Consider the following 21,445-nt stretch of genomic DNA (forward strand, 5'->3'; position numbering starts at 1 on the left):
CAGACATCCCGCTGTCACCGGACACCAAAGAAGGCTGACCATGGCCCCAACGCCCTCGTCGACGTCCAGCGCCGTCACCCTGAACATCAACGGCGAGAAGCACCAGCTGACCGTCGACCACCGCACCACCCTGCTCGACGCCCTGCGCGAGCGACTGGATCTGACCGGCACCAAGAAGGGCTGTGACCAGGGCCAGTGCGGAGCCTGCACCGTCCTGGTCGACGGACGCCGCGCCGTCTCCTGCCTGAACCTCGCCGTCGCCGCCGAGGGCCGCGAGATCACCACCATCGAGGGCATGGCCGACGGCGACCGGCTGCACCCGGTCCAACAGGCCTTCCTCGACCTCGACGGATACCAGTGCGGCTACTGCACACCCGGACAGATCTGCTCCGCGATCGCCGTCATCGAGGAGCACGCGGCCGGCTGGCCCAGCGCCGCCACCGAGGACGTACGTCCCGAGGCCGGGCCCCCACCCCTGACACCGGACGAGATCCGCGAACGGATGAGCGGCAACCTGTGCCGCTGCGGCGCCTACGTCTCCATCGTCCAGGCGGTCACCCGCGCGGCCGAGGCCCACGAGGCCGCTGCCGCCCGGGACGACGACGGCGACCTGTCCGCCGAGACGGAGAAGGAGACCGCGGCATGAGGGAGTTCGGATACCAGCGCGCCGACGACGTCTCCGGCGCCGTGGCCCTGCTCGCCGCCGACCCGGACGCCCGCTTCCTCGGCGGCGGCACCAACCTGGTCGACCTGATGAAGACCGGCGTCGAACGCCCCGCCCGGCTCGTCGACGTCCGTGAACTCCCTCTGGACGGCATCGAGGAGACCGCGGACGGCGGCCTGCGCATCGGCGCCACCGTCACCAACAGCGACCTGGCCGCCCACCCAGAAGTACGCCGCCGCTACCCGGCCCTGACCCAGGCGGTCCTGGCCGGCGCCTCCGGCCAGCTGCGCAACATGGCCACCGTCGGCGGCAACCTCCTCCAGCGCACCCGCTGCGGCTACTTCACCGACCTCAGCAAGCCCTGCAACAAGCGCGCCCCCGGCAGCGGTTGCCCCGCGCTCACCGGCGAGCACCACAACCACGCCATCCTGGGCGCCTCCGACCACTGCGTGGCCGTCCACCCCTCCGACATGGGCGTGGCCCTCGCCGCCTTCGACGCCGTCGTCGGCTACGAAACCCTCGACGGACCCGGTGAGTTGCCGCTGGCCGACTTCTACCTCCCCGTCGGGGACACCCCGCACCGGGAGACCGCCCTGCCGCCCGGCGCACTGATCACCGGCGTCACCCTGCCGCCCGCCCCGGTCGCCGCCCGCTCCCGCTACCGCAAGGTGCGCGAGCGTGCCTCGTACGCCTTCGCGATCGGCTCGGTCGCCGCCGCGCTCGACATCGAGGACGGCGTCGTGCGCGAGGCCCGGCTGGCCTTCGGCGCCGTCGCATCGCGGCCCTGGCGGGCCCGCGCGGCCGAGGCCGTGCTCACCGGAGCACCGGCCGACGGCGAGACCTTCGCCGCCGCCGCGGACGCCGAACTCGCGGCCGCCAGGCCGCTGCCCGACAACGGATACAAGGTGACCCTCATGCGCAACCTCGTCGTGGCCGTCCTGACCGAACTCGCCGGGGAGGCCGCCCGATGACCACCGCCACGACCGGCCCCACGACGGCCCGGGGCGCCGTCGGCACCGCCCACACCCGAGTCGAGGGCCGCGACAAGGTCACCGGAGCCGCTCGCTACGCCGGTGAGATCCCCTTCGCCGACCTCGCGCACGGCTGGCTTGTGCTGTCCACCGTGGCCCGCGGCCGCGTCCGCGCGGTCGAGACCGAGCCCGTCCTCGCCATGCCCGGCGTGCTCGCCGTCCTGCACCACGGGAACGCTCCGCGCGTCGAGACCGACTACATCGGTCTGCTGGGCATGCCGCCGGACCCGACCGCCGCCGTCTTCCAGCAGGACCGGGTGGCGCACGCGGGCTGGCCGGTCGCCCTCGTCGTCGCCGAGACGTCCGAGCAGGCCCGGGAGGCCGCCGAGGCACTCGTCGTCACCTACGACGAGGAGCCGCACGACACCGAACTCACCACCGGCCACCCGGGCGCCCACCCGGCCGGCGGCGTCATGCCCGGCGAGACCGCCAAGGGCGACCTGACGGCCGGCCTCGCCGCGTCCGCCGTCGTGGTGGACGAGGAGTACACCACGCCCGAAGAGCACCACAGCATGATGGAACCGCACGCCGCCACGGCCCGGTGGGACGGCGGCCGGCTGGAGGTCGTCGACTCCAACCAGGGCACCACCTGGGTCCAGAGCGAACTGGCCAGCATGTTCTCGCTGGACGCGTCCGCGGTACGGGTGCGCTCCGAGCACATCGGCGGCGGCTTCGGCAGCAAGGGACTGCGCGCCCACCAGGTCGCCGCCGTGATGGCCGCGACCGAACTGCAGCGGCCGGTACGCGTGGTGATGACGCGGCGCCAGATGTTCTCGCTGGCCGGCTACCGCAGCCCCACCGTCCAGCGCGTGCGGCTCGGCGCCGACGCCGACGGCCGGCTGCGTGCCCTGGAGCACCGGTCGCTGAACCAGACGTCCACCGTCTACGAGTTCGTCGAGCCCAGCGCGGGCGTGGCCCGGGTGATGTACGACGCCGACGCGCACCACACGGCCAACGAGGTCACGCCACTCGATGTGCCGTCGCCGACGTTCATGCGCGCGCCGGGCGAGGCACCGGGCTCCTTCGCCATCGAGTCGGCCCTCGACGAACTGGCTGAGCGCTGCGGCGTCGACCCGATCGAGCTGCGCCTGCGCAACGAGCCCGAGGTCGGCCCGGTCTCCGGGCTGCCGTTCAGCAGCCGCAATCTGGAGGCCTGCTTCCGCGAGGGCGCCCGGCGGTTCGGCTGGGCCGAGCGCGACCCGCGCCCCGGCATGCGCCGCGACGGACGCTGGCTACTGGGCACGGGCACCGCCGCCGCCTCCTTCCACTCGGGCGCCGGCCCCTCCACGGCCCTGGTGACCGCCGAGGCGGACGGGAGTTTCACCGTGCGGATCGCCGCCGCCGACATCGGCACCGGCGCCCGCACCGCGCTCACCCTGGTCGCCGCCGACGCGCTGGAGGTCGCGCCCGAGCGGGTCCGGGTCCGCATCGGCGACAGCGACTTCGGGCCGGCGATGATCGCGGGCGGTTCGATGGGCACCCGCTCCTGGGCCTGGGCGATCACCGCCGCGGCCGCCGAACTGCGCGAACGCCTCGCCCTGGGCGCCGACATCCCGGCCGACGGCATCACCGTGCGGTCCGACACCACCGAGGCCCTCGGCCGCCTCGCACAGAAGGAGCGGCACTCCTTCGGGGCGCAGTTCGCCGAGGTCGCAGTGGACACCGCCACCGGCGAGGTACGGGTGCGCCGCATGCTCGGCATCTTCGCGGCGGGCCGGATCGTCAACCCGCTCACCGCCCGCAACCAGCTCGTCGGCGGCATGGTCTGGGGCATCTCCATGGCCCTGCACGAGGAGGCGGTACGGGACCGGGCCAGCGGCGCCCTCTACGCCCCCGACCTCGCCGGCTACCACGTCGCCACCAACGCCGACGTGGGCGACATCCAGGCGGACTGGGTCGACGACCCCGACCCGGACGACCCGGTGGGCATCAAGGGCGTCGGTGAGATCGGCATCGTGGGCGCCGCGGCGGCCGTCGCCAACGCGGTGCGCCATGCGACCGGCGTCCGCCACCGCAACCTGCCGATCCGGCCCGACCGCGTGCTGGCGGCGGGGGTGCCCGGGGCCGGGGGCGGCACGGATGCTTGACATCGCCGACGAGCTGAACCGCTGGCTCGCCGAGGGCCGGGAGTTCGCCGTCGCCACCGTCGTCTCCGTCGGCGGCAGCGCACCGCGCGGGCCGGGCGCCGCCCTCGCCGTCGACAGCGACGGCACGGCGATCGGCTCGGTCTCCGGCGGCTGCGTGGAGGGCGCGGTGTACGAGCTGTGCACCGACGCCCTGCGCAGCGGCGAGACGGTCCGCGAACGCTTCGGCTACAGCGACGAGGACGCCTTCGCGGTAGGCCTGACCTGCGGCGGGATCGTCGACGTCCTGGTCACTCCGATCGGCGTCGACGCGCCGGCGCGGGAGGTGCTCCGGGCGGCGCTGGCCACCGCCGCCAGGGGCGGGACCGCGGCCCTCGCCCGGGTCGTGCGGGGCCCGTCCGACCTGCTGGGCCGGGCGTTGCTGGTCCGGTCCGACGGCACCCGCGAGGGCGGTCTCGGCGGCCACCCGGACCTGGACCGCACGGCGGCGGCCGAGGCCGGTGCCCTGCTGGACGCCGGACGGACCGGCACGGTCGGGCTCTCGGAGGACGGGTCGCACTGCCCCGGAGGTCTCACCCTGCTCGTCGAGTCCAGCGTGCCGCCGCCCCGCATGATCGTCTTCGGCGCCGTCGACTTCGCGGCGGCGCTGGTGCGGGCGGGGAAGTTCCTCGGACACCACGTCACCGTGTGCGACGCCCGGCCCGTCTTCGCCACGCGGGCCCGTTTCCCCGAGGCCGACGAGGTCGTCGTCGACTGGCCGCACCGCTACCTGGGCAGCACCCCGACCGACGGGCGCACGATGCTGTGCGTGCTCACCCACGACGCCAAGTTCGACGTGCCGCTGCTCACGGAGGCACTGCGGATGCCGGTCGCGTTCGTCGGCGCGATGGGCTCGCGCCGCACCCACGAGGACCGCGCCCGACGGCTGCGCGAGGCGGGCCTGACCGAGGACGAGCTCGCGCGGCTGCGCTCACCGATCGGCCTCGACCTGGGCGCCCGCACCCCCGAGGAGACGGCCCTGTCCATCGCGGCGGAGATCGTCGCCCTCCGCCGCGGCGGCACGGGTGTCCCCCTGACGGGCGGAGCCGCACCGATCCACCGGGAGGTGACGGGGGCTGCCGCTTGAGGGAAGGGGGCGGCATCCGCCGGACTCGCCGCCCCAGCCGGGCTACCGCCCCTCAAGAAGGGGGGCGCCAGGCGAGTCGTCATCAGGTTCGGACCGGCCACACAGGCCCGAGGGTCAGGGCAGCGTCGACTCGCCGGCCAGGCGTACCGCGCACTCCAGCATCATGGCGTGCACGAAGGCCTGCGGCAGATTGCCGCGGAGCTGGCGCTGGCGCACGTCGTACTCCTCGGCGAACAGCCCGGGCGGTCCGCAGGCCGCCCGGGTGCGCTCGAACCAGCGGAACGCGCCGACCCGGTCGCCGACGCGGTGCGTGGCGAGCGCCATGGTGAAGCCGCAGAGCAGGAACGCCCCCTCGGCCTCCCCGAGCGACTCGCCGGGATGTTCGAAGCGGAACAGATAGCCGTCCTCGGTCAGGCGGGACTCGATGTAGGCGCGGGTCGCCGCGTCGTGGTGGTCCCCGAACGTGCAGCCGCGGGCCATCGGTACCAGCAGGGCGGCCTCGGGCCCGTCGTCGTCCTCGGCCCGCCGCCAGCGGCCGTCGGGGAGCAGGCACCGGCGCCGGGTCTCCCGCAGGACCGTGTCGGCGAGGTCGGCGCACCGGCGCCCGTCCTTCCCGGGCAGCACTTCGGCCATCCGCCGCAGTCCGCACACCACGCCCAGTCTGGAGTGGGTCCACCACCGGTCCTCCAGCTCCCAGAGACCGGCATCCGGCTTCAGCCACTGCCGCTCCACGACGTCCACCGAGAGGATCGCGGCCCGCCGCGCCTCCTCGGTCAGCCGGTCGTGCGCGGCCGCCGCGGCGAACAGCTGCAGTGCCTCGCCGAAGGTGTCCAGCTGGAACTGGGCCCCCGCGTCGTTGCCGACGTGGTCGTTGCCGCCGGGATAGCCCGGCAGCCGCAGGGAGCGCTCGGGCCCGACCGGCCGGCCGTCGACCGTGTACGCGGGGCGCACCTCGTCGCCGTCGGCGAGGATGCGCTCGGCCACGAAGCGCACGGCGTCGTCGACCAGCGGGTGCGGCCCGTGCGCGGCGACCGCCAGACCGGCGTAGCACTGGTCGCGCAGCCAGGCGTAGCGGTAGTCGTAGTTGCGCCCGCTGTTGGCCCGCTCCGGCAGCGACGTGGTGGCCGCCGCGACCATCCCCCCGGAGACGCTGGTCAGTCCGCGCAGCACGGCGTACGCGTGCCTGGCGTCGCGCGGCGCCACCAGCCGCGAGCAGTCCGGGACCGCCTGCCGCCACTCACGTTCCGTCGCCCGCCACAACGCGTCGGCGTCGAGCGGCTCGGTCTCCCGTTGCGTGGACAGTTCCAGTACGAGGTCGTGCGTCTGGCCCTCGCCCAGCCGGAAATCGCCGCACAGTCCGGCCGGGTCCCGCCACACCGCGTCCGGCGCCCCGGCGAGCCGCATCCGCAGACCCTCCGCCTCGGCCGTCCACACGCCACCCTCCCGCCGGGGCTCGCGCATCCGGAACTCGCCGAAGCCGGGCCGCGGGTCCAGATCCAGCTTCAGCCGGGCCTCGCCCCGCTCCACCCGCATGCGGCGCAGCAGCACGAGCCGGTCCGTGCGGGACGGCATGGCCAGGGCCTCGCGGCACTCGATCACGCAGCCGGAGGTCACCCACCGGCTCACCCGGATCAGCGTGCCCTCCTCGTAGGAGCCGCCCCAGACGTGCCAGGGGTCCGCGGGCTCCACGGTGAAGTGACCGGCCCCGCCGATCAGCGCGGAGAACACCGCGTCGTCGTGCCACCGCGGGGCGCACAGCCACACGATCCGGCCCCGGGGGTCCAGGACCGCCCCGCGCTCACCGTCGGCGAGCACGGCGTACTCGCGCAGCGCCCAGGGCGGGCACGAGGTGTCCGGTGCCGCCGCGCGCTCCTCGTCGCTGTCCTTCATGCCGCTACGGCTATCCCGGCGCCGGTGACCGAAACGGTGCGGGCCGCGCACTCCACCCGCTCCGCCCGGTCCCCGCCGTCAACGAGTCCCCGTCCGCCCCGCCGCGCCCCGTCCCGTGCTCGCCCAGCGGCCCCACCGTCAGGCCCGCCGCACGGCAGTCGCGCACGAGGTCCGGCAGTGCGCCGAGCGTGGCCCGCCAGCTGCCCGGAGCCGAGGCGTGATCGGTGTCGTGGAGGAGGATCGTGCCGCCGCCGCGCAGGTCCGCCGCGACGGTCGCGCGTACCGAGGCGGGCGTGGCGTCGTGCCGCCAGTCCTTGCCCCAGGCCGTCCACAGCACGGGCCGCAGCCCGGCCCGGCGGGCGGCCGCCCAGCGTCCGGAGGTGAGGATGCCGTACGGCGGCCGGTACCAGTGGGGAGCCCGGCCGGCCACCTCGCCCACCACCCGGACGGTACGCAGCAGCTCGCGCGCGTCCCGGGCCGGCGAAGGCCACCAGGGACGGTCGTGCGTCCAGCCGTGGACGGCGAGTTCGTGTCCGCGCCGGACCAGTTCGAGGGCCACCTCCGGGTGCCGCACGACGTTCTCGCCCAGGACGAAGAACGTCGCCCGTACGCCGAGCACGTCCAGTACGTCGAGGAAGCGCGGTGTGGACGCGGGGTCCGGGCCGTCGTCGAAGGTGAGCGCCACGTGAGTCGGACTGCCCTGCCCGGCGAGCCCGGGGAACCGGCGCCGGCGCAGCCCCGGCAGCCAGGTCGCGGCCGGTCCGATGTGGGCCAGCGCGGCGGCGACGACCGGTGCGGCGACGTACACCGCCCGTCCGACGGGAAACCCCTGACGCATCCTGATGCCTCCGGCCCGTTCCGTTCGCTGATGTCTCGTTGCTCACCGGGTATCTGCTCCCCGGCTACCTGATCTCGGTTCGCCGATCCCGGTTCGCCGGTCTCGGTTCGCCCGTCCCGGACCGCTCACCGCTCACCGCTCACCGCTTCACCGGCCGCCCGGGTCCGTCCCGCGCCGCCGGGGCCGTGTCCCAGGCGCCGTGGACCGACGGAGCCCGGGCCAGTCCGACGCTGCCGAGGCCGATCAGCGCCACGCCGATCAGCTCGGGCAGCACCCGCACGCCGAGCAGGATCTCCTCGCCGAACAGGGCCCAGCCCAGCGCGACGCTGGTCAGCGCGTCGCCGAGGGTCAGCGCCGGCTGCGAGGCCGCGAGGGTCCCGGCCCGCAGGGCGCTCTGCAGCAGCAGGAAGCTGACCACGCCCACCACCGCCGTGGCGTACGGCGGCCACTGGGTCAGCACCTCGCCCACCCCCTGGGGGAGCCGGCCCGTGAGTTCCTTGAGCAGCGCCGCCGTACCGCCGAACCCCACGGCGGACGCCGACCCGAACAGTGCGGCGCGGGGCGCGCCGTGCACCAGGCTGCCGACCGAGGCGAGGACCGTGATCAGCACGAACAGCGCCAGCCCCGCCCAGATCCACCGGCCCTGGGTGGCGGTGTCGTGACCGGCCGCCGGAGCGGCGGAGCCCAGGAACAGCGCCAGCCCCACGGCCAGGGCCGCGAACGCCAGCCAGGTGCGAGAGTCAGGCCGCCGGTGGAAGACCGCGCTGCCCACCACCAGCGTGAACAGCAGTTCGGTGGCCATCAGCGGCTGGACGACGGCCAGACTGCCCACCGCCAGCGCGGACGCCTGCAGCACCGTCGTCAGCGCGAGCAGCGCCGCCCCGCCGATCCAGTACCGGTCGCGCACCATCCGCAGCAGCGAGCGCAGCACCGTGTGCCGGGCTCCCGCCCGGTCCTCGTCCTGGGCCGCGGCCCGGCGCTGCAGTACGGACGCCGCCGCGTTGGACAGCGCCGCGAACAGGGCGAGGACGACGGTGAGGACGCTCACCGCGACGGGCTCCCGGTCATCCGAACCGTGCGGCCAGCCGTCGGTAGAGTCCCGGAGCCGCACCCCGCACGCGGCACGGCAGCCGCAGCCACGAGGGCACGTACACCTCGTCCCGGCCCCGCAGCACCGCGCTGCGCACCGCGTCGGCCACCTGCTCGGGAGGCACCGGACGCGGCCTGGACCGCCGGTAGGGGGTGCCGCGGCGCTCGAAGAACGGGGTGTCGACGACACCCGGCACCACATGGGTGACCCCCACGCCGGTGCCCCGCAGTTCGTAGCGCAGCGAGTCGGCGAAGGCGCCGATCGCGGCCTTGGCGGCGGAGTACACGGCCTCGTCGCGCACCGCGACACTGCCCGCCAGCGAGCCGATGAGCACCACCCGACCCGAGCCCGCCGCCACCATCCCGGGCAGCAGCAGCCGCACCAGGCGCAACGTGGCCAGCACGTTGATGTCGAGGACCTCGTCGATGCGGTGCGGGGGCATGTCCAGGAACTCCCCGGCCCAGCCCACGCCGGCCCCGGCCACCAGCAGGTCCACCGGGCCCGAGGTGGCCGTCGTGAAGTCGGTGAGCTGCCGGTCGGCCCCGGGAAGGGTGAGATCCGCCGCGAAGGCGGTGGCCGAGGTGTCGTCGGCCACCTGACGCAGCCGCACCGGGTCACGTCCCGTGAGCACCAGCCGCCAGCCGTCCTCGTCACCGAGCCGGCGGGCCACGGCCGCGCCGATGCCGGAGGACGCCCCGGTCACCAGCGCCGTACGGGTCCGCAGGTCCCGGATCCCGACGGGCCGTCGCCGGGGCCTCGCGTCGTCCGCGTCGGGGGCGGCGACCTGCGGTCCCGCGACGGAGCGGGGACGGGAGAACGCATGGACCATGAGGACCACCTTGGCTCGGGGCGGGCACCGCGAAGCGGCCGACCGGGCGGTCGGGCTTCGCCGTCCGGCCGGACGGGCGGTCACGGAGTATCCCTGGCGGCGCGTCCGAAACGCCCTTATGCGGATATGTGAGGTGGTTTGGAACCCGCGGTGTCGGCAACCTGGTCCGCTGTGCATCCTCGCAGCTCGTCAGAGCCCCGCCACTCCGGTGTCCCGCGCGGTCCACGGGGCGGCAGGAACCTGCTGGTGATCAGCGCGAGCATGGGCGCCGGTCACGACACGGTCGCCGCCGAACTGGCCCGCCGGGCCCGCGAACGCGGCGACGCCGCCCAGGTCGTCGACGTCCTCGCCCTTCTGCCGTACGGCCTGGGCACGGTGCTCCGGTACTTCTACCGCGGATCGGTACGGCACTTTCCCTGGGCGTACGCCGCCGTGTACCGCCTCTTCCTGCGGCCCGGCGCCGGACGCCGCCCCAGCGGGACACCCCTGGCCCGGCTCGCCGGGGGCAGACTGCGCGAGCTGGCCGAGCGCACGGGAGCGGACGTCGTCGTGCCCGTCTTCCACCTGGGCGCCCAGCTGACCGGTCACCTGAGGGAGCGCGGACTGCTGCCCGTGCCCGCCGTCGTCCTGGTGATCGACTTCGAGACGCACCGGCAGTGGCTCCATCCCGGCAACGACCACTGCCTGTGCCTCACCGAGGACGCGGCACGCGAGGTGCGGGCGAGTACCGGCACGCCGGCGGATGTGTGCGGTCCCGTCGTGGCGCCGGAGTTCTCCGCCGGCCCTCCCGACGCGCCGGGCGCCGCCGAGTGGCGGGACATGTTCGGCCGGCTCGGGCCCGGCCGGCCCGCCGTGGTGCTGTCCGCCGGTGCCTGGGGCGTCGGCTCACACCTGGACGCCACGGTCCGGCTCCTGACGGACCACGGCTTCCTCCCCGTCGTGCTCTGCGGCGACAACCGGCGGCTGCGGCACAGGCTGTCCGGCACACCGGGCGTCCTCGCCCTGGGCTGGGTGACGGACATGCCCGGCCTGCTCCACGCCGCCCGGGCACTCGTCGACAACGCGGCCGGACAGACCGCCGTACAGGCGCTCGCGGCCGGACTGCCGGTCGTGGGTCACCGTCCGATCCCCGGCCACGGCGCCGACGGCGTCCGGCGGATGGCCGCGCTCGGCGTGTCCGAGGTCGCCGAGGACGAGGCCGCGCTGCTGGACGCGTTGCGACGGCTCACCGCACCGGGCCCGGCCCGCGGGCAGCGGATCGCCGCCGGACGTGCGCTGTTCACCCGGAGCGCGGACGCCCTGACCCGGGTGACCGACGTCGCCGACGCCGCCCGTGCGCGCACGGCACGCTGACGGCGCGTACGCGGGGCGCCGCCGCCCGTTTTCGCCTGCCGCCCCTGGGCACCCGGCCCGGAGCGCGAACCGGCACAAGGAGGCGACGCCGTGCGGCTCGACGAATTCCTGACCCGGGTCCGCGACCGCGGCGAGTTCCACAGCGACGACGAGGCGGAGCAGGTCACCACGGCCGTCCTGTGGGTGATCGCGTCCCGCGTCGCACCGGAGGAGGCCGCCGGTCTGGCCGCCGAGTTGCCCGCACCGCTGGACGACGCGCTCCGCCCCGAACGCGGTCGCCCCGAGTCCTTCGGCCGTGCGGAGTTCCTCCGGCGGGTGGCCCAGCAGACCGGCGCCCGGCCGCGCACCGCCGAGTGGGACGCGGGCGCGGTGCTGGCCACCCTCGCCGAAGCGGTGCCCCGCGAACGGATCGACCGCCTTCTGGCCCACCTGCCCGCGGACTGTGCCGACCTCTTCGGCGGCCCGGTGTCCCACGGAGAACGGCCCACCGGAGCGCCCCACTGAGACCGAGGAAGACCGAGGAGACACCCATGACGGACGACGCCGCCCAGCGCTACGCCGACGAGGAGGAGACGCCCCTGGCCGGGTACGCGACACTCGCGGCGACCTTCGCGGCGAGCGCCGCCGTGTTCGCGGTCACGGCCCGGCGCCGCGGGGTCCGGCTGCCCGACACCGTCCCCGCCTGGGACGTGGCCCTGCTCGGCACGGCGACGTTCAAGGCCTCCCGGCTGCTGACCAAGGACAAGGTCACCAGCTTCCTGCGGGCGCCCTTCACCAGCCGGGAGGGCGAGGGCAACGCCAACGAGGTGATGGACGCCGGGCGCGGCACGGGTCTGCGCCGTGCGATCGGGGACCTGGTCTCCTGCCCGTTCTGCACCTCGGCCTGGGTGGCCGGCGGACTCGTCGGCACCTACGCCGTCGCGCCCCGGGCGGGGCGGCTGCTGAGCGCGGGCCTCAGCGCGGTCGTGGTGTCGGACTGGTTGCAGTACGCGTGGAGCCTGACGGCCCAGAAGGCCGAGGAATGAGCGGTGGCGCATGAGCGGTGCCGCACGAGCGGTGTCCGCGGACCGGAGGCGCCGAGACACACTCGGAGTGACCGCCGCGCCGGGCGGGGCCGGGGAGCGGGCGGCCCGGTCCCCGCGCCGGGCGGCCGGTCAGTCGCGCCGGGCGTCCTCGGCCCGCTCCGCCCGCTCGGCGTGCAGCTTCTTCACGCGGGCCGCCTCCTTGCGCACGTCCGCCTGGACGGCCTGCTCCCGCTCCAGCCACTCCGGGCGTTCCTGCTTCAGCGCGTCGATCTGCGCCGTGGTGAGCGGCTCGGCGACCCCGCCCCGGTGCAGGCCCGCGATGGAGACGCCCAGCTTGGCCGCGACCACCGGCCGCGGGTGCGGACCGTCGCGCCGCAGCTCGCGCAGCCACGCGGGCGGGTCGGCCTGGAGCGCGTTCAGCTCGGCACGCGTGACGACGCCCTCCCGGAACTCGGCGGGTGTGGCTTCGAGGTACACACCCAGCTTCTTCGCCGCGGTCGCGGGCTTCATGGTCTGGGTGTTCTGGTGCGACGTCATGCCGTCAAGGGTATCGATCGTGTGAGTGGCTCCCGACCACGCCCGGTAACCTGGCCGGGTGACAGGCTCGGAAGCTCCCCCCTCGTTTCGGCTCGCGTACGTCCCGGGGGTGACGCCCGACAAATGGGTGCGCATCTGGAACGAGCGGCTGCCGGACGTCCCCCTCGCCCTGACCCAGGTCCCGGCCGCCGGGGCCGGCCGCGTGCTGCTGGACGGCGACGCCGACGCCGGACTGGTGCGGCTGCCCGTCGACCGGACATTGCTCAGCGCCATCCCCCTCTACACCGAGACGACGGTCGTGCTGATCCCCAGGGACCATCTCGTCACCGCGGCCGACGAGGTGACCGTCGAGGATCTCGCCGACGAGATCGTGCTGCACCCCCTGGACGACGTCCTCGGCTGGGACCGGCCGCCGGGCAGGCCCGCGCTGGAGCGTCCGGCCACCACCGCGGACGCCGTGGAGCTCGTGGCGGCCGGGATCGGCGTGCTGCTCGTGCCGCTGTCGCTGGCCCGGCTGCACCACCGCAAGGACCTCACGTACCGCACGGTCACGGACGCCCCGGAATCGAGCGTGGCCCTGTCCTGGCCCGAGGCCGCGCACACGGACCACGTCGAGGACTTCATCGGCATCGTCCGGGGGCGGACCGTCAACAGCACCCGGGGCCGGCAGCCCGAACCCGGGCGCTCCAAGGACGGGCGCGGGGAAGCGGCCGGCTCCGCGCGCCGCAAAGCGGCCGGCGGCGGGACGGGCGGCGGCAGGACGGGCGGGACGACCGGCGGAAGGCAGACCGGCGGCGCGGCCGGGCGCGGCACCGGCGGCAACCGCCGGGGCGGCAGCGCGAGCAAGGGCAAGGGCGGCGGGCGCGGCGGCCGGCCCCGGCACCGCTGACCCCGTCGACGGCTGAACCGTCAGCGCACCGTCGGGCTCGGCGTCGGCGCCGACGTGTTGACCTCGAGGCCGGGCGGCGCGGTGAGCGAGAGCACCGGCTCGCCCGGCTGCGGAGCCGGCGGAGTGAGCTGCACCTTGGGCAGGTTCGGCGGGGCGGTCTGCTGGAAGTTGACCTGGTCGAAATTGACCAGCCCGGTCTTCTCCAGCACGGTGATGTGGTCGAGCACGGTGTCGTTGGCCTGGTCGGCGAGCTGCCGCACCAGGGAGTTCTTGGTGTTGGCGCGGATCTTGGCGATGGCCGGGAAGATCTGGCCGTGCGTGATCCGCATGATGTTGACCGCCGTGGTGTCGAACTGCTTGCCCGTGGTCCCGTCCACGGTCGACACGAACTGCTGCTGTTGCGGCGAGGCCAGATTGGGCAGGGTGATGCCCAGCTCCGGCGCGATCCTGCGGCAGGTGGCGTCCAGCCGGGAGTGGCCGACGACCAGGTGCTCGCCGGCCTCCCTCATCTCCGGTGTCGTGCCCCGTTCCATGGCCATCAGCCCCAGCGGATGCTCCCAGAGCCCCGCGGCACGCACCTTCACCACGAAGTCCCGGTCCTGCTCAGTGAGCGGCCCGTATCGCGTGTTGGTGACGACCCGGGCCTGGTCGCTTCCCGCGTTCTGCACCCCGAGCATCGTCGGGTAGGCGAGCGCGGTCAGAGTGAGGACCAGGGCACCGGCCACGAAGGCGGTCCCTGCCGTGGCGCGCGTGATGCGCATCGTGCCTCCCGGGACGAAGACAGGCTCGGACGCCAGGAGGTACGGATACGGGCGGCGTTCTGATCACCGTCCCGGGCAGTTGCTCAATTCTTTTCCCCTCGCGTCCCTGCCGCTCGCACCAGCCAGTCGTGAGCCAGCCGCGCGGTGAACTCCTCCTGGCCCCCGGGCAGGAGCAGGTCCGCGGTGGCGAACTCCGGGGCGCCGGCCTGGTCCGCGACGTACGGGATGGCGATGCAGCGCATCCCGGCCGCATGTGCGGCGGCGGCCCCCGGAGCGGCGTCCTCCAGGACCACGCAGCGGGCCGGTCGCGCCCCCAGCCGGCGGGCCGCCTCCAGGAACACGTCGGGGGCGGGCTTGCCCCGCGCCACCTCGTCGGCCGAGACGACCGTGCGCAGGTGCGCGTCCAGGCCGGTGCGGGCGAGGATCGTCCCGATCGCCTCGGGCGACGAACCCGACGCCACCGCCATCGGCACACCCTCACCCGCCAGCAGCTCGACGAACTTCCGCATCTCGGGGTACGCGCGGGCCGAGGTGCGGGCGAGCGCCAGGTAGTGGCGGTTCTTGACGGCGAGCAGTTCCTCGACCGTCGCTCGCAGCCCGTGCCGCCGCTTCCAGTCGGCGACCGTCTCGCGGGTGCTGATGCCCACGTACGCCTGGTGGTCGGCCCAGGTGAAGTCCGGGACGCCGTACGCGGCGAGGGTGCGCCGGCCCGCTTCGTAGTAGTTCGGCTCGCTGTCCACGAGCGTTCCGTCGAGATCGAAGACGACCGCGGTGCCGTCGAGTGCGCCCATGCTGCTCATGGGGTCCAGGATGCCAAGGATCACCTGCGGGCCGAGCGCCCGATCGACTCCACGAGCGGCAGCAGCCGGTGCGGCACCCGCTCGCGCAGCGCCACCTCGCTGCGGGTGCGGACCACGCCGGGCAGGCTGATCAGCTTCTGCACCACGTCCTCCAGGTGCGCGTTGTCGCGGGCCACGACGCGGGTCAGCAGGTCCCCGCCGCCCGTGATCGAGAAGGCCTCGACGATCTCCGGCACCGCCGCCAGCGCCTCGCCCACCTCGTCCAGATGGCCCTGGGTGACCTCGATGTGCACGAACGCGAGCACCGGGTGGCCCAGGGCGGCGGGGGACAGGGCGGGGGCGGTGCCGGTGATCACGCCGTCGCGCTCCAGGCGGTCCAGCCTGGCCTGGAGCGTGCCCCGGGCGATCCCGAGGATCCGGGCGTACTCGCGCACGCTGGTGCGCGGCTGCTCCAGCAGCAGCCGCAGGATGCGGGTGTCGAGCTCGTCGACGGCCATCGCGGCTCCGGCCCCCTTCGGTCGGCAAGTCGGCCATTGGCCCGTCCGTGGCTGTGGAAAAGTCGTGATCACTGTACCAATGGACCAGTCGCTCAGCGGCGTGTTGAGCCACTGGCGGTGGAGATGCTCCTATAGACGTGTCGATGGCGCTGCGGACTCCGCGGCGCCTTTTGCATGCGACGACTTCCGGACCAGTGGGCGTGAGTGAGCGAGGGGGCGGTAATCAGTGCTGAAGAAGGTGTTCGTGAGCCCGGACCCGGGACGGTCCCGGCTGCGGTTCGCCGCCCGGGCCGTCCTCGGCATCGGGCTGGCCGTCGCGGTGTGCGGGCTGGCCGGTACCTCCCTGGTGGGCGCGATCATCGGCGGCCTCGCCGCCCTGCTCGCCCTGTTCACCGTCACCGACGCCACCGTGCGCGGCCAGGCCCTCACCACCGCACTGCTGCCGGTGGCCGGACTGCCCGTGCTCACCGCCGCCGCGGCGCTGCACGACCTTCCCGTGGCACGGGACCTCACGTTCCTCGCGGTCGTCGGCGCGGGCGTGTACGCGCGCCGCTGGGGGCCGCGCGGGCACAGCCTGGGCGTCTTCGCCTTCATGACCTTCTTCATCGCCCAGTTCCTGCACGCGACCACGGACCGGCTGCCCGAGATGTACGCGGCCGTCCTGCTGTCCGTGGCCACCGCGGCGGCGGTGCGGTTCGGCCTGTGGTGCTACGAGCGCCGCCGGCCCGCGCCCGCCGTCCCCGGGCCGCCCGCCGGTACCGGTCTGGCCCGCATCACCACCCGCCAGGCCGTGCAGGCCACCGCGGGCGCCGGCTTCGCCCTGGTCGTGGGCCAGCTGGTGTCGGGCGACCGCTGGTACTGGGCCGTCGGCGCCACCTGGTGGGTGTTCGTCAACACCACCTCGCGCGGCGAGACGCTGGTGCGCGGCTTCCGCCGGGTCCTCGGCACGGTCGTCGGCATCGGCCTGGGCTTCCTGATCGCCGTACCGGTGGCCGGTTCGCCGGTGCCCACCGCGGTCCTCGCCGCGGCCTGCGTGTTCGGCATCTTCTACACCGCCGCGGTCTCCTACACCTGGATGATGCTCTGCGTGACCCTGCTCGCCGAGCTGCTCTACGGCCTCCTGGGCGTCCTCAGCCCCGGCCTGCTCGCCCTGCGGATCGCCGAGACCGGCGTGGGCGCGCTCGGCGCCGCGCTCGCCGTGCTCTTCGTCCTGCCCGTCACCACGCACGCCGTCACCGACGTCTGGATCCAGCGCGCGCTGCGCTGCGTGCACGCCTGCACCGCCGAGGCCGCCGCACGCCTCGCCGGGACCGAGGGCGCCGATCCGACGCCGCGCGTGGCCGAACTGGAGCAGATGCTCGGCCGGGTACGGCTGTCGGTCGCCCCGCTCGTGCACCCGCTGAGCCCGATGTACGGCCGCAGGCGACGGGCCCGCCGGGTCCTCGACCTGCTCGACGACTGCGCCCGCGAGATCCGCGGCCTGGTCGCCGTCGCCGCCGACCCCGAGGCCTCGCACGACGCCCGGCTGGCCGCCGCCTGCTGGCGTGTCGAGGCCGCGGTCGAGGCACTCACCGGCGGGGGCTCCGTCCCCGCCCACGCGGGCGGGCCCCGCGCCGCCGAACCCGCGTTGGCCCACCTCCACGGCCTGGAACACGCCCTCGCCGAACTCGCCGCGCCCCTGCGCAGTCCTTCCGGTTCGCGACTGGCCGGCGCCTGACCCGGCCGCACCGTCTCCCACCGCCACACCCGTTTGGTCTAGACCGCAGCTGATCGACTGCTACCGTCGCTCCCGGCGACGATCAGTCGGTTCGGTCGAGCCGGGCGAATGGGTCGGCCGACCGGGCAACCGGCACCGCACGCGACGACCGGGTCGGCACTGGACGCGGCGTACAACGGAGCGGGCAGAGGAAGCGGGACGAGAGGGGCAGCGGTGACGGACGGCGGCAGGCGGCAGCGGCGGGCATACATCGGATCGTTCACGGCGGCCGGCGGGCCCGGGATCCTGACGGCGACCGTCGCCCCCGACAGCGGCGCCCTCACGGTCGTGAGCGGCACGGACGGCCTGGCCGACCCCTCCTACCTGGCCCTCGCTCCCGACGGGAACACGCTCTACGCCGTCAGTGAGACGTCCGAGGGCGCGGTGGCGGCCTATCGCGTGAGCGGGGGGAAGCCCGAGCCCGCCGGGCGCCCGGTGCCCGTGGAGGGCGACGGACCGACCCACCTGAGTCTGTACGCCGGGCACGTGCTGACCGCGAACTACGGCTCCGGCACCGTCACCGCCGTGCCGGTCCGCGCCGACGGCACCCTCGCCCGGACCGCTTCCGGCGTCCTGCGGCACACCGGCTCCGGCCCGCACGCCCAGCGCCAGCAGGGACCGCACGCCCACCAGGTGCGGCCCGACCCCAGCGGGCGGTGGGCCGTGAGTGTGGACCTGGGCACCGACTCGGTGCGCGTCTGCACCCTCGCCGACGGTGTCCTCGCAGTGCACCGGGAGATCGCGCTGCGGCCGGGTTCGGGACCGCGGCACCTGGCCTTCCATCCGGACGGGTCCCACGTCTACGTCGTGAACGAACTGGCGCCCACCGTCACCGTCTGCCACTGGGACCCCGCCGACGGCACCCTCAAGCCCCTCACGGAGGTTCCGGTGCTGCCGGGCGCCCCGGCGGGCGACGCCTACCCGTCCGGCATCGCCGTCTCGCCCGACGGCCGCTTCGTGTGGACGGCGACCCGCGGCGAGGACGTCCTGTCCGTGTTCGTCGTCGAGCCGGACGGACTGCGCCTGTCCGCCACGGTGTCCTGCGGCGGCCACTGGCCCCGCGACATCACCGTGTCCGACGGCTTCCTCTACGCGGCCAACGAACGCTCCGGAAACGTGACCTGGTTCGCCCTGGACCCCACCACAGGCATCCCCCGCCGCACGGGCTCCCTGGCAGTCCCGGCGGCTTCCTGCGTCGTCTTCGCCCCATAAGCCCCGGACAGCCGCGGCGCCGCCGTAGCTGCGGGCAGCCGCCGCCCCGCTCCAGCCCGCTCCAGCCGCGGGCAGTCGTGCCGCTGGGGCGGCACGGGTGGGCGCGGGCGGTACCCTGCCGACGCCGGGCAGCGCGACCCACCCCCGGCTCGCCGGCCGGCAGGGCGCGTCCACGACCGACGGCCCCGCAACGCCGAAGGGGGCCGCTCCTCCACCGGAGCGGCCCCCTTCACAAGCGCCTGAAAACGCAAGCGCACGCGCCTGTCACCGAACCGGCGCCCCCTGCACCTGCTGCGGCGAGATCCCGAGCGCCGACGTGTACTTGGCCAGCGCCAGCTTGCCGATCGCCGGGTACGGACCGAGCGGCTCGGCGGTGGAGCAGCCCGCCTCCTTGGCCGCCTCCTCCAGCACGGACGCCTCGATCTCCGGCCCGATCAGATACGGGGCGAGCGCCAGCTGCTGGGAGCCCGAGGAACGCAGCTGCTCGGCCACGGACGCGATCGAGCCCTCCTCGTCCAGCGCCGCCGCGATCACCGGTACGGCGAGGCGCGCGGCGAGCAGCATGCCGGTGATCCCGGCCGCCTGGACGGCCTCGTCACCGCCGACGGAAGCCAGGATGATGCCGTCCGCGGCGGTCGCCACGGTGAACAGGCGGGCACGGTCGGCACGGGCGAGACCGGCCTCGGAGAGCCGCACGTGCAGCGCCTCGGCCAGCAGCGGGTGCGGTCCGAGCACATCGGTCAGCTCGGCCGCGATCTTGCTGTCCATGACGGCCTGCCGGATCCGGCGCAGCAGCGCGTTGTCCGGGCCGGCGAGCAGCGGCACGACGACCGCGACGGGGCCCTCGGGCTCCTTCACGTCCAGGCCGGCCAGCCGCGCCTGCTCGAAGCGGGCGGTGCGCTCCTCGGCGGCGCGCACGAGCACGCTGGTCAGGGAGGGGAACTCGGCGTCGTCGTCCCCGTCGAGGTGACCGACCCGGGCGTCGAGCCCGGGCAGCTCGGAACGGGCGATGCTGATGACCTCGTCGGCGAGGCTACGGGTGGCGCTGCTGGGCGTCCCCGGCACCGCGAGGACGAGCGCCGGCGCGCCCTCGGGAGCCACCAGGGGTTCGGGACGGCGGTGCCGTCCGGGCTGGCGGGGGCGCGGCATTCGTACTGGCAGGCCGGACGCGGGCCCAGTGGGGGAGCTCATGGCGCCGCATGTTACTGGTTTCCGGGGTTTCCCTGTTCGGGGAGGGTGCAGGTGAGCGGTATCCGTCCGGTTTTGTCTGATGAGTGATGTACGGATCGGCCGACATCGGCACGATTCACCTCGTCGGGCGATCACTTCTCAGCCGCTCGGCAGGCTCGTCACCCACAGCATCCTCTCGTCACTCGGAAGGGTGAGCGAGTCGGTCGTCAGGTCGGTCGCGAGCCGGACCGAGCCGTCGAGCGGATCACCCTCCGCCGAAGTCCGCCGCGCCTGCGGCAGCCGCCTCGCCAGTTCCTCTCCCAGGGGTACGAGAAGCGGATCGCCCATGCGCAGCAGTCCGCCGGTGACCGCGACCCGGGGCTCGCCGCCGACCGGGCAGACGGCCGCGGCCGAGTCGGCCATGTGCCGCGCGGCGGCACGCAGGATGTCCGCGGCGACGGGGTCGTCGGCCGCGCACCCGGCCACTTCGGGCGCGAAGGAGGCGAGAACGGCGGGACGGTCGGAACGCGGATACACCCGCCCCGGCAGTCCCGCCGCCGGTCCGAAGCACTCCTCGGCCCGGGCCAGCAGTGGCGCCGAGCCGCCCTCCCGCCCGTCGTGAGCGCGCAGCGCCGCCTCGAGACCGGCCCGCCCGATCCAGGCGCCGCTGCCGCAGTCGCCCAGCAGATGTCCCCAGCCGTCCGCCCGGCGCCAGCGGGACAGATCGGTGCCGACGGCGATCAGGCCGGTGCCGGCGGCCACCACCGCCCCGGCCCGCGGACCCAGGGCGCCCACGTACGCGGTGACGGCGTCGGCGGCCAGCGCCACCGTCCGCACGCCCAGCTCCCGGGCCAGCGCACCCGGCAGTTCGGCGCGCAGCGCGTCGCCCAGCGTGGCCAGCCCCGCGGCCCCGACGACGACGGTGTCGAGCCGGACCACCCCGGTCTCCTCGGCCAACGACCGGGCCATGGGCAGAAGTTGCCCCAGGAGATGCCCGGGGTCGATCCCGCGCGGGCCGGTGCGGACGGGTTCCCCCGAGACGCGCCGGCCTCGCGGGCCGGGCGGACCGGACCCGTCGCCGACGGCGGTGCCGACGACGACGCGCAGCCCCGAGCCGCCGGAGTCAACGGCCAGGAAGCCGGCGCCGCTCACGGCAGACGCCAGTCGACCGGCTGACCTCCCAGACGCATCAGCAGGTCGTTGGCCCGGCTGAACGGACGGGAGCCGAAGAAGCCCCGGTCGGCCGACATCGGCGACGGGTGCGCGGACTCCACGGCCGGCAGATCACCGAGCAGCGGCCGCAGATTGCGGGCGTCGCGGCCCCAGAGGATGGACACCATCGGCTTGCCGCGCGCCGCCAGCGCCCGTATCGCCTGTTCGGTGACCTCTTCCCAGCCCTTGCCGCGGTGGGCCGCGGGCTTGCGCGGGGCCGTGGTGAGCGCCCTGTTGAGCAGCAGCACGCCCTGGCGGGTCCAGGGCGTCAGGTCCCCGTTGGACGGCTGCGGCAGATTCAGGTCGGTGTTCAGCTCCCGGAAGATGTTGACCAGGCTGCCCGGCAGCGGGCGCACCTCGGGCGCGACGGAGAACGACAGCCCCACCGCGTGCCCCGGGGTGGGATACGGGTCCTGTCCGACGATCAGGACCCGTACGTCGTCGAACGGCTGCTGGAAGGCCCGCAGGACGTTCGCCCCGGCCGGGAGATAGGTGCGTCCGGCGGCGATCTCCGCGCGCAGGAACTCACCCATCGCGGTGATCCGTCCGGCGACGGGTTCCAGGGCCTTCGCCCAGCCCGCTTCGACGATTTCATTCAAGGGTCGTGGTGCCACGGGCGTCACCCTACTGCCGTACGGGTGACGCCGATCAACCGGTGGCCAAGGCCCGTCCCCCCGGTGC

Annotated in this window: 21 protein-coding genes; 10 read left to right on the plus strand and 11 right to left on the minus strand. The window is 74.8% G+C overall.

Annotation, left to right across the window (positions count from 1 at the left end):
- Nucleotides 1–40 precede the first annotated feature (40 nt).
- Genes D1J63_RS32200 through D1J63_RS32215 form a run of 4 tightly spaced genes read left to right on the plus strand, consistent with a single transcriptional unit; the run spans nt 41 to nt 4,905 of the window.
- On the plus strand, nt 41–646 hold the full coding sequence (locus D1J63_RS32200; protein WP_125633762.1) for a 2Fe-2S iron-sulfur cluster-binding protein: 606 nt from the start codon (nt 41–43) through the stop codon (nt 644–646).
- Nucleotides 643–1,635: a xanthine dehydrogenase family protein subunit M gene (locus tag D1J63_RS32205; RefSeq protein WP_125633764.1), complete on the plus strand. Its 993-nt coding sequence runs from the start codon at nt 643–645 to the stop codon at nt 1,633–1,635. The genes D1J63_RS32200 and D1J63_RS32205 overlap by 4 nt, the downstream gene beginning before the upstream one ends.
- Nucleotides 1,632–3,782, plus strand: a complete 2,151-nt coding sequence (locus tag D1J63_RS32210; RefSeq protein WP_125633766.1) for a xanthine dehydrogenase family protein molybdopterin-binding subunit — start codon at nt 1,632–1,634, stop codon at nt 3,780–3,782. The genes D1J63_RS32205 and D1J63_RS32210 overlap by 4 nt, the downstream gene beginning before the upstream one ends.
- Nucleotides 3,775–4,905: an XdhC/CoxI family protein gene (locus tag D1J63_RS32215; protein ID WP_125633768.1), complete on the plus strand. Its 1,131-nt coding sequence runs from the start codon at nt 3,775–3,777 to the stop codon at nt 4,903–4,905. Before D1J63_RS32210 ends, D1J63_RS32215 begins: the two co-directional genes overlap by 8 nt.
- A gap of 114 nt (nt 4,906–5,019) precedes the next feature.
- Here the strand turns inward: D1J63_RS32215 and D1J63_RS32220 are convergent, their stop codons facing one another.
- From D1J63_RS32220 to D1J63_RS32235, 4 genes are all read right to left on the minus strand, one after another.
- Nucleotides 5,020–6,795, minus strand: coding sequence for a glycoside hydrolase family 15 protein (locus D1J63_RS32220; protein WP_125633770.1), 1,776 nt, complete (start codon nt 6,793–6,795; stop codon nt 5,020–5,022).
- Between the two features lie 10 nt (nt 6,796–6,805).
- Nucleotides 6,806–7,633 (minus strand): polysaccharide deacetylase family protein, encoded by an 828-nt coding sequence (locus tag D1J63_RS32225; protein WP_125633772.1) that lies wholly within the window; start codon nt 7,631–7,633, stop codon nt 6,806–6,808.
- A 139-nt stretch (nt 7,634–7,772) separates the two neighbouring features.
- The gene (locus D1J63_RS32230) at nt 7,773–8,681 is read right to left on the minus strand and encodes a DMT family transporter (RefSeq protein ID WP_102930060.1); all 909 of its coding nucleotides are present in this window, start codon (nt 8,679–8,681) and stop codon (nt 7,773–7,775) included.
- A 16-nt stretch (nt 8,682–8,697) separates the two neighbouring features.
- Complete coding sequence (locus tag D1J63_RS32235) at nt 8,698–9,552, minus strand: SDR family NAD(P)-dependent oxidoreductase (RefSeq protein ID WP_164713064.1); 855 nt, start codon at nt 9,550–9,552, stop codon at nt 8,698–8,700.
- A gap of 261 nt (nt 9,553–9,813) precedes the next feature.
- Here D1J63_RS32235 and D1J63_RS32240 point away from each other — a divergent pair, with 261 nt between their 5' ends.
- The 3 genes from D1J63_RS32240 to D1J63_RS32250 all read left to right on the plus strand — a co-directional run bounded on the left by D1J63_RS32240 (nt 9,814) and on the right by D1J63_RS32250 (nt 11,930).
- On the plus strand, nt 9,814–10,905 hold the full coding sequence (locus D1J63_RS32240) for a glycosyltransferase (protein WP_125635975.1): 1,092 nt from the start codon (nt 9,814–9,816) through the stop codon (nt 10,903–10,905).
- 90 nt (nt 10,906–10,995) lie between these two features.
- Entirely contained in the window at nt 10,996–11,409 is a 414-nt protein-coding gene (locus D1J63_RS32245) for a DUF2267 domain-containing protein (RefSeq protein ID WP_125633777.1), read from the plus strand.
- Between the two features lie 26 nt (nt 11,410–11,435).
- On the plus strand, nt 11,436–11,930 hold the full coding sequence (locus D1J63_RS32250) for a DUF1360 domain-containing protein (protein WP_125633779.1): 495 nt from the start codon (nt 11,436–11,438) through the stop codon (nt 11,928–11,930).
- 129 nt (nt 11,931–12,059) lie between these two features.
- Here the strand turns inward: D1J63_RS32250 and D1J63_RS32255 are convergent, their stop codons facing one another.
- Entirely contained in the window at nt 12,060–12,467 is a 408-nt protein-coding gene (locus D1J63_RS32255; protein ID WP_102932307.1) for a DUF5997 family protein, read from the minus strand.
- Between the two features lie 58 nt (nt 12,468–12,525).
- Between D1J63_RS32255 and D1J63_RS32260 the strand changes: the two genes are divergently transcribed.
- The gene (locus tag D1J63_RS32260) at nt 12,526–13,356 is read left to right on the plus strand and encodes a LysR substrate-binding domain-containing protein (RefSeq protein WP_125633781.1); all 831 of its coding nucleotides are present in this window, start codon (nt 12,526–12,528) and stop codon (nt 13,354–13,356) included.
- A gap of 20 nt (nt 13,357–13,376) precedes the next feature.
- Here the strand turns inward: D1J63_RS32260 and D1J63_RS32265 are convergent, their stop codons facing one another.
- From D1J63_RS32265 to D1J63_RS32275, 3 genes are all read right to left on the minus strand, one after another.
- On the minus strand, nt 13,377–14,117 hold the full coding sequence (locus D1J63_RS32265) for a DUF4142 domain-containing protein (RefSeq protein WP_125633783.1): 741 nt from the start codon (nt 14,115–14,117) through the stop codon (nt 13,377–13,379).
- Between the two features lie 83 nt (nt 14,118–14,200).
- The gene (locus D1J63_RS32270) at nt 14,201–14,917 is read right to left on the minus strand and encodes an HAD family phosphatase (RefSeq protein ID WP_125633785.1); all 717 of its coding nucleotides are present in this window, start codon (nt 14,915–14,917) and stop codon (nt 14,201–14,203) included.
- A gap of 20 nt (nt 14,918–14,937) precedes the next feature.
- Entirely contained in the window at nt 14,938–15,414 is a 477-nt protein-coding gene (locus D1J63_RS32275; RefSeq protein WP_102929264.1) for an Lrp/AsnC family transcriptional regulator, read from the minus strand.
- A gap of 226 nt (nt 15,415–15,640) precedes the next feature.
- Here D1J63_RS32275 and D1J63_RS32280 point away from each other — a divergent pair, with 226 nt between their 5' ends.
- Both D1J63_RS32280 and D1J63_RS32285 read left to right on the plus strand, forming a co-directional pair.
- On the plus strand, nt 15,641–17,131 hold the full coding sequence (locus tag D1J63_RS32280) for an FUSC family protein (RefSeq protein WP_125633787.1): 1,491 nt from the start codon (nt 15,641–15,643) through the stop codon (nt 17,129–17,131).
- A gap of 213 nt (nt 17,132–17,344) precedes the next feature.
- Entirely contained in the window at nt 17,345–18,382 is a 1,038-nt protein-coding gene (locus D1J63_RS32285; RefSeq protein ID WP_125633789.1) for a lactonase family protein, read from the plus strand.
- A 264-nt stretch (nt 18,383–18,646) separates the two neighbouring features.
- On the opposite strand, the gene D1J63_RS32290 is transcribed toward D1J63_RS32285, so the two are convergent.
- From D1J63_RS32290 to D1J63_RS32300, 3 genes are all read right to left on the minus strand, one after another.
- Complete coding sequence (locus D1J63_RS32290) at nt 18,647–19,573, minus strand: hypothetical protein (protein ID WP_102929879.1); 927 nt, start codon at nt 19,571–19,573, stop codon at nt 18,647–18,649.
- Between the two features lie 138 nt (nt 19,574–19,711).
- Complete coding sequence (locus D1J63_RS32295) at nt 19,712–20,704, minus strand: BadF/BadG/BcrA/BcrD ATPase family protein (RefSeq protein ID WP_125633791.1); 993 nt, start codon at nt 20,702–20,704, stop codon at nt 19,712–19,714.
- Complete coding sequence (locus D1J63_RS32300; protein WP_102932712.1) at nt 20,701–21,378, minus strand: uracil-DNA glycosylase; 678 nt, start codon at nt 21,376–21,378, stop codon at nt 20,701–20,703. Before D1J63_RS32300 ends, D1J63_RS32295 begins: the two co-directional genes overlap by 4 nt.
- Between the last annotated feature and the right edge of the window lie 67 nt (nt 21,379–21,445).

The sequence above is a fragment of the Streptomyces sp. KPB2 genome, assembly GCF_003950055.1.
Taxonomy (GTDB): domain Bacteria; phylum Actinomycetota; class Actinomycetes; order Streptomycetales; family Streptomycetaceae; genus Streptomyces; species Streptomyces salinarius.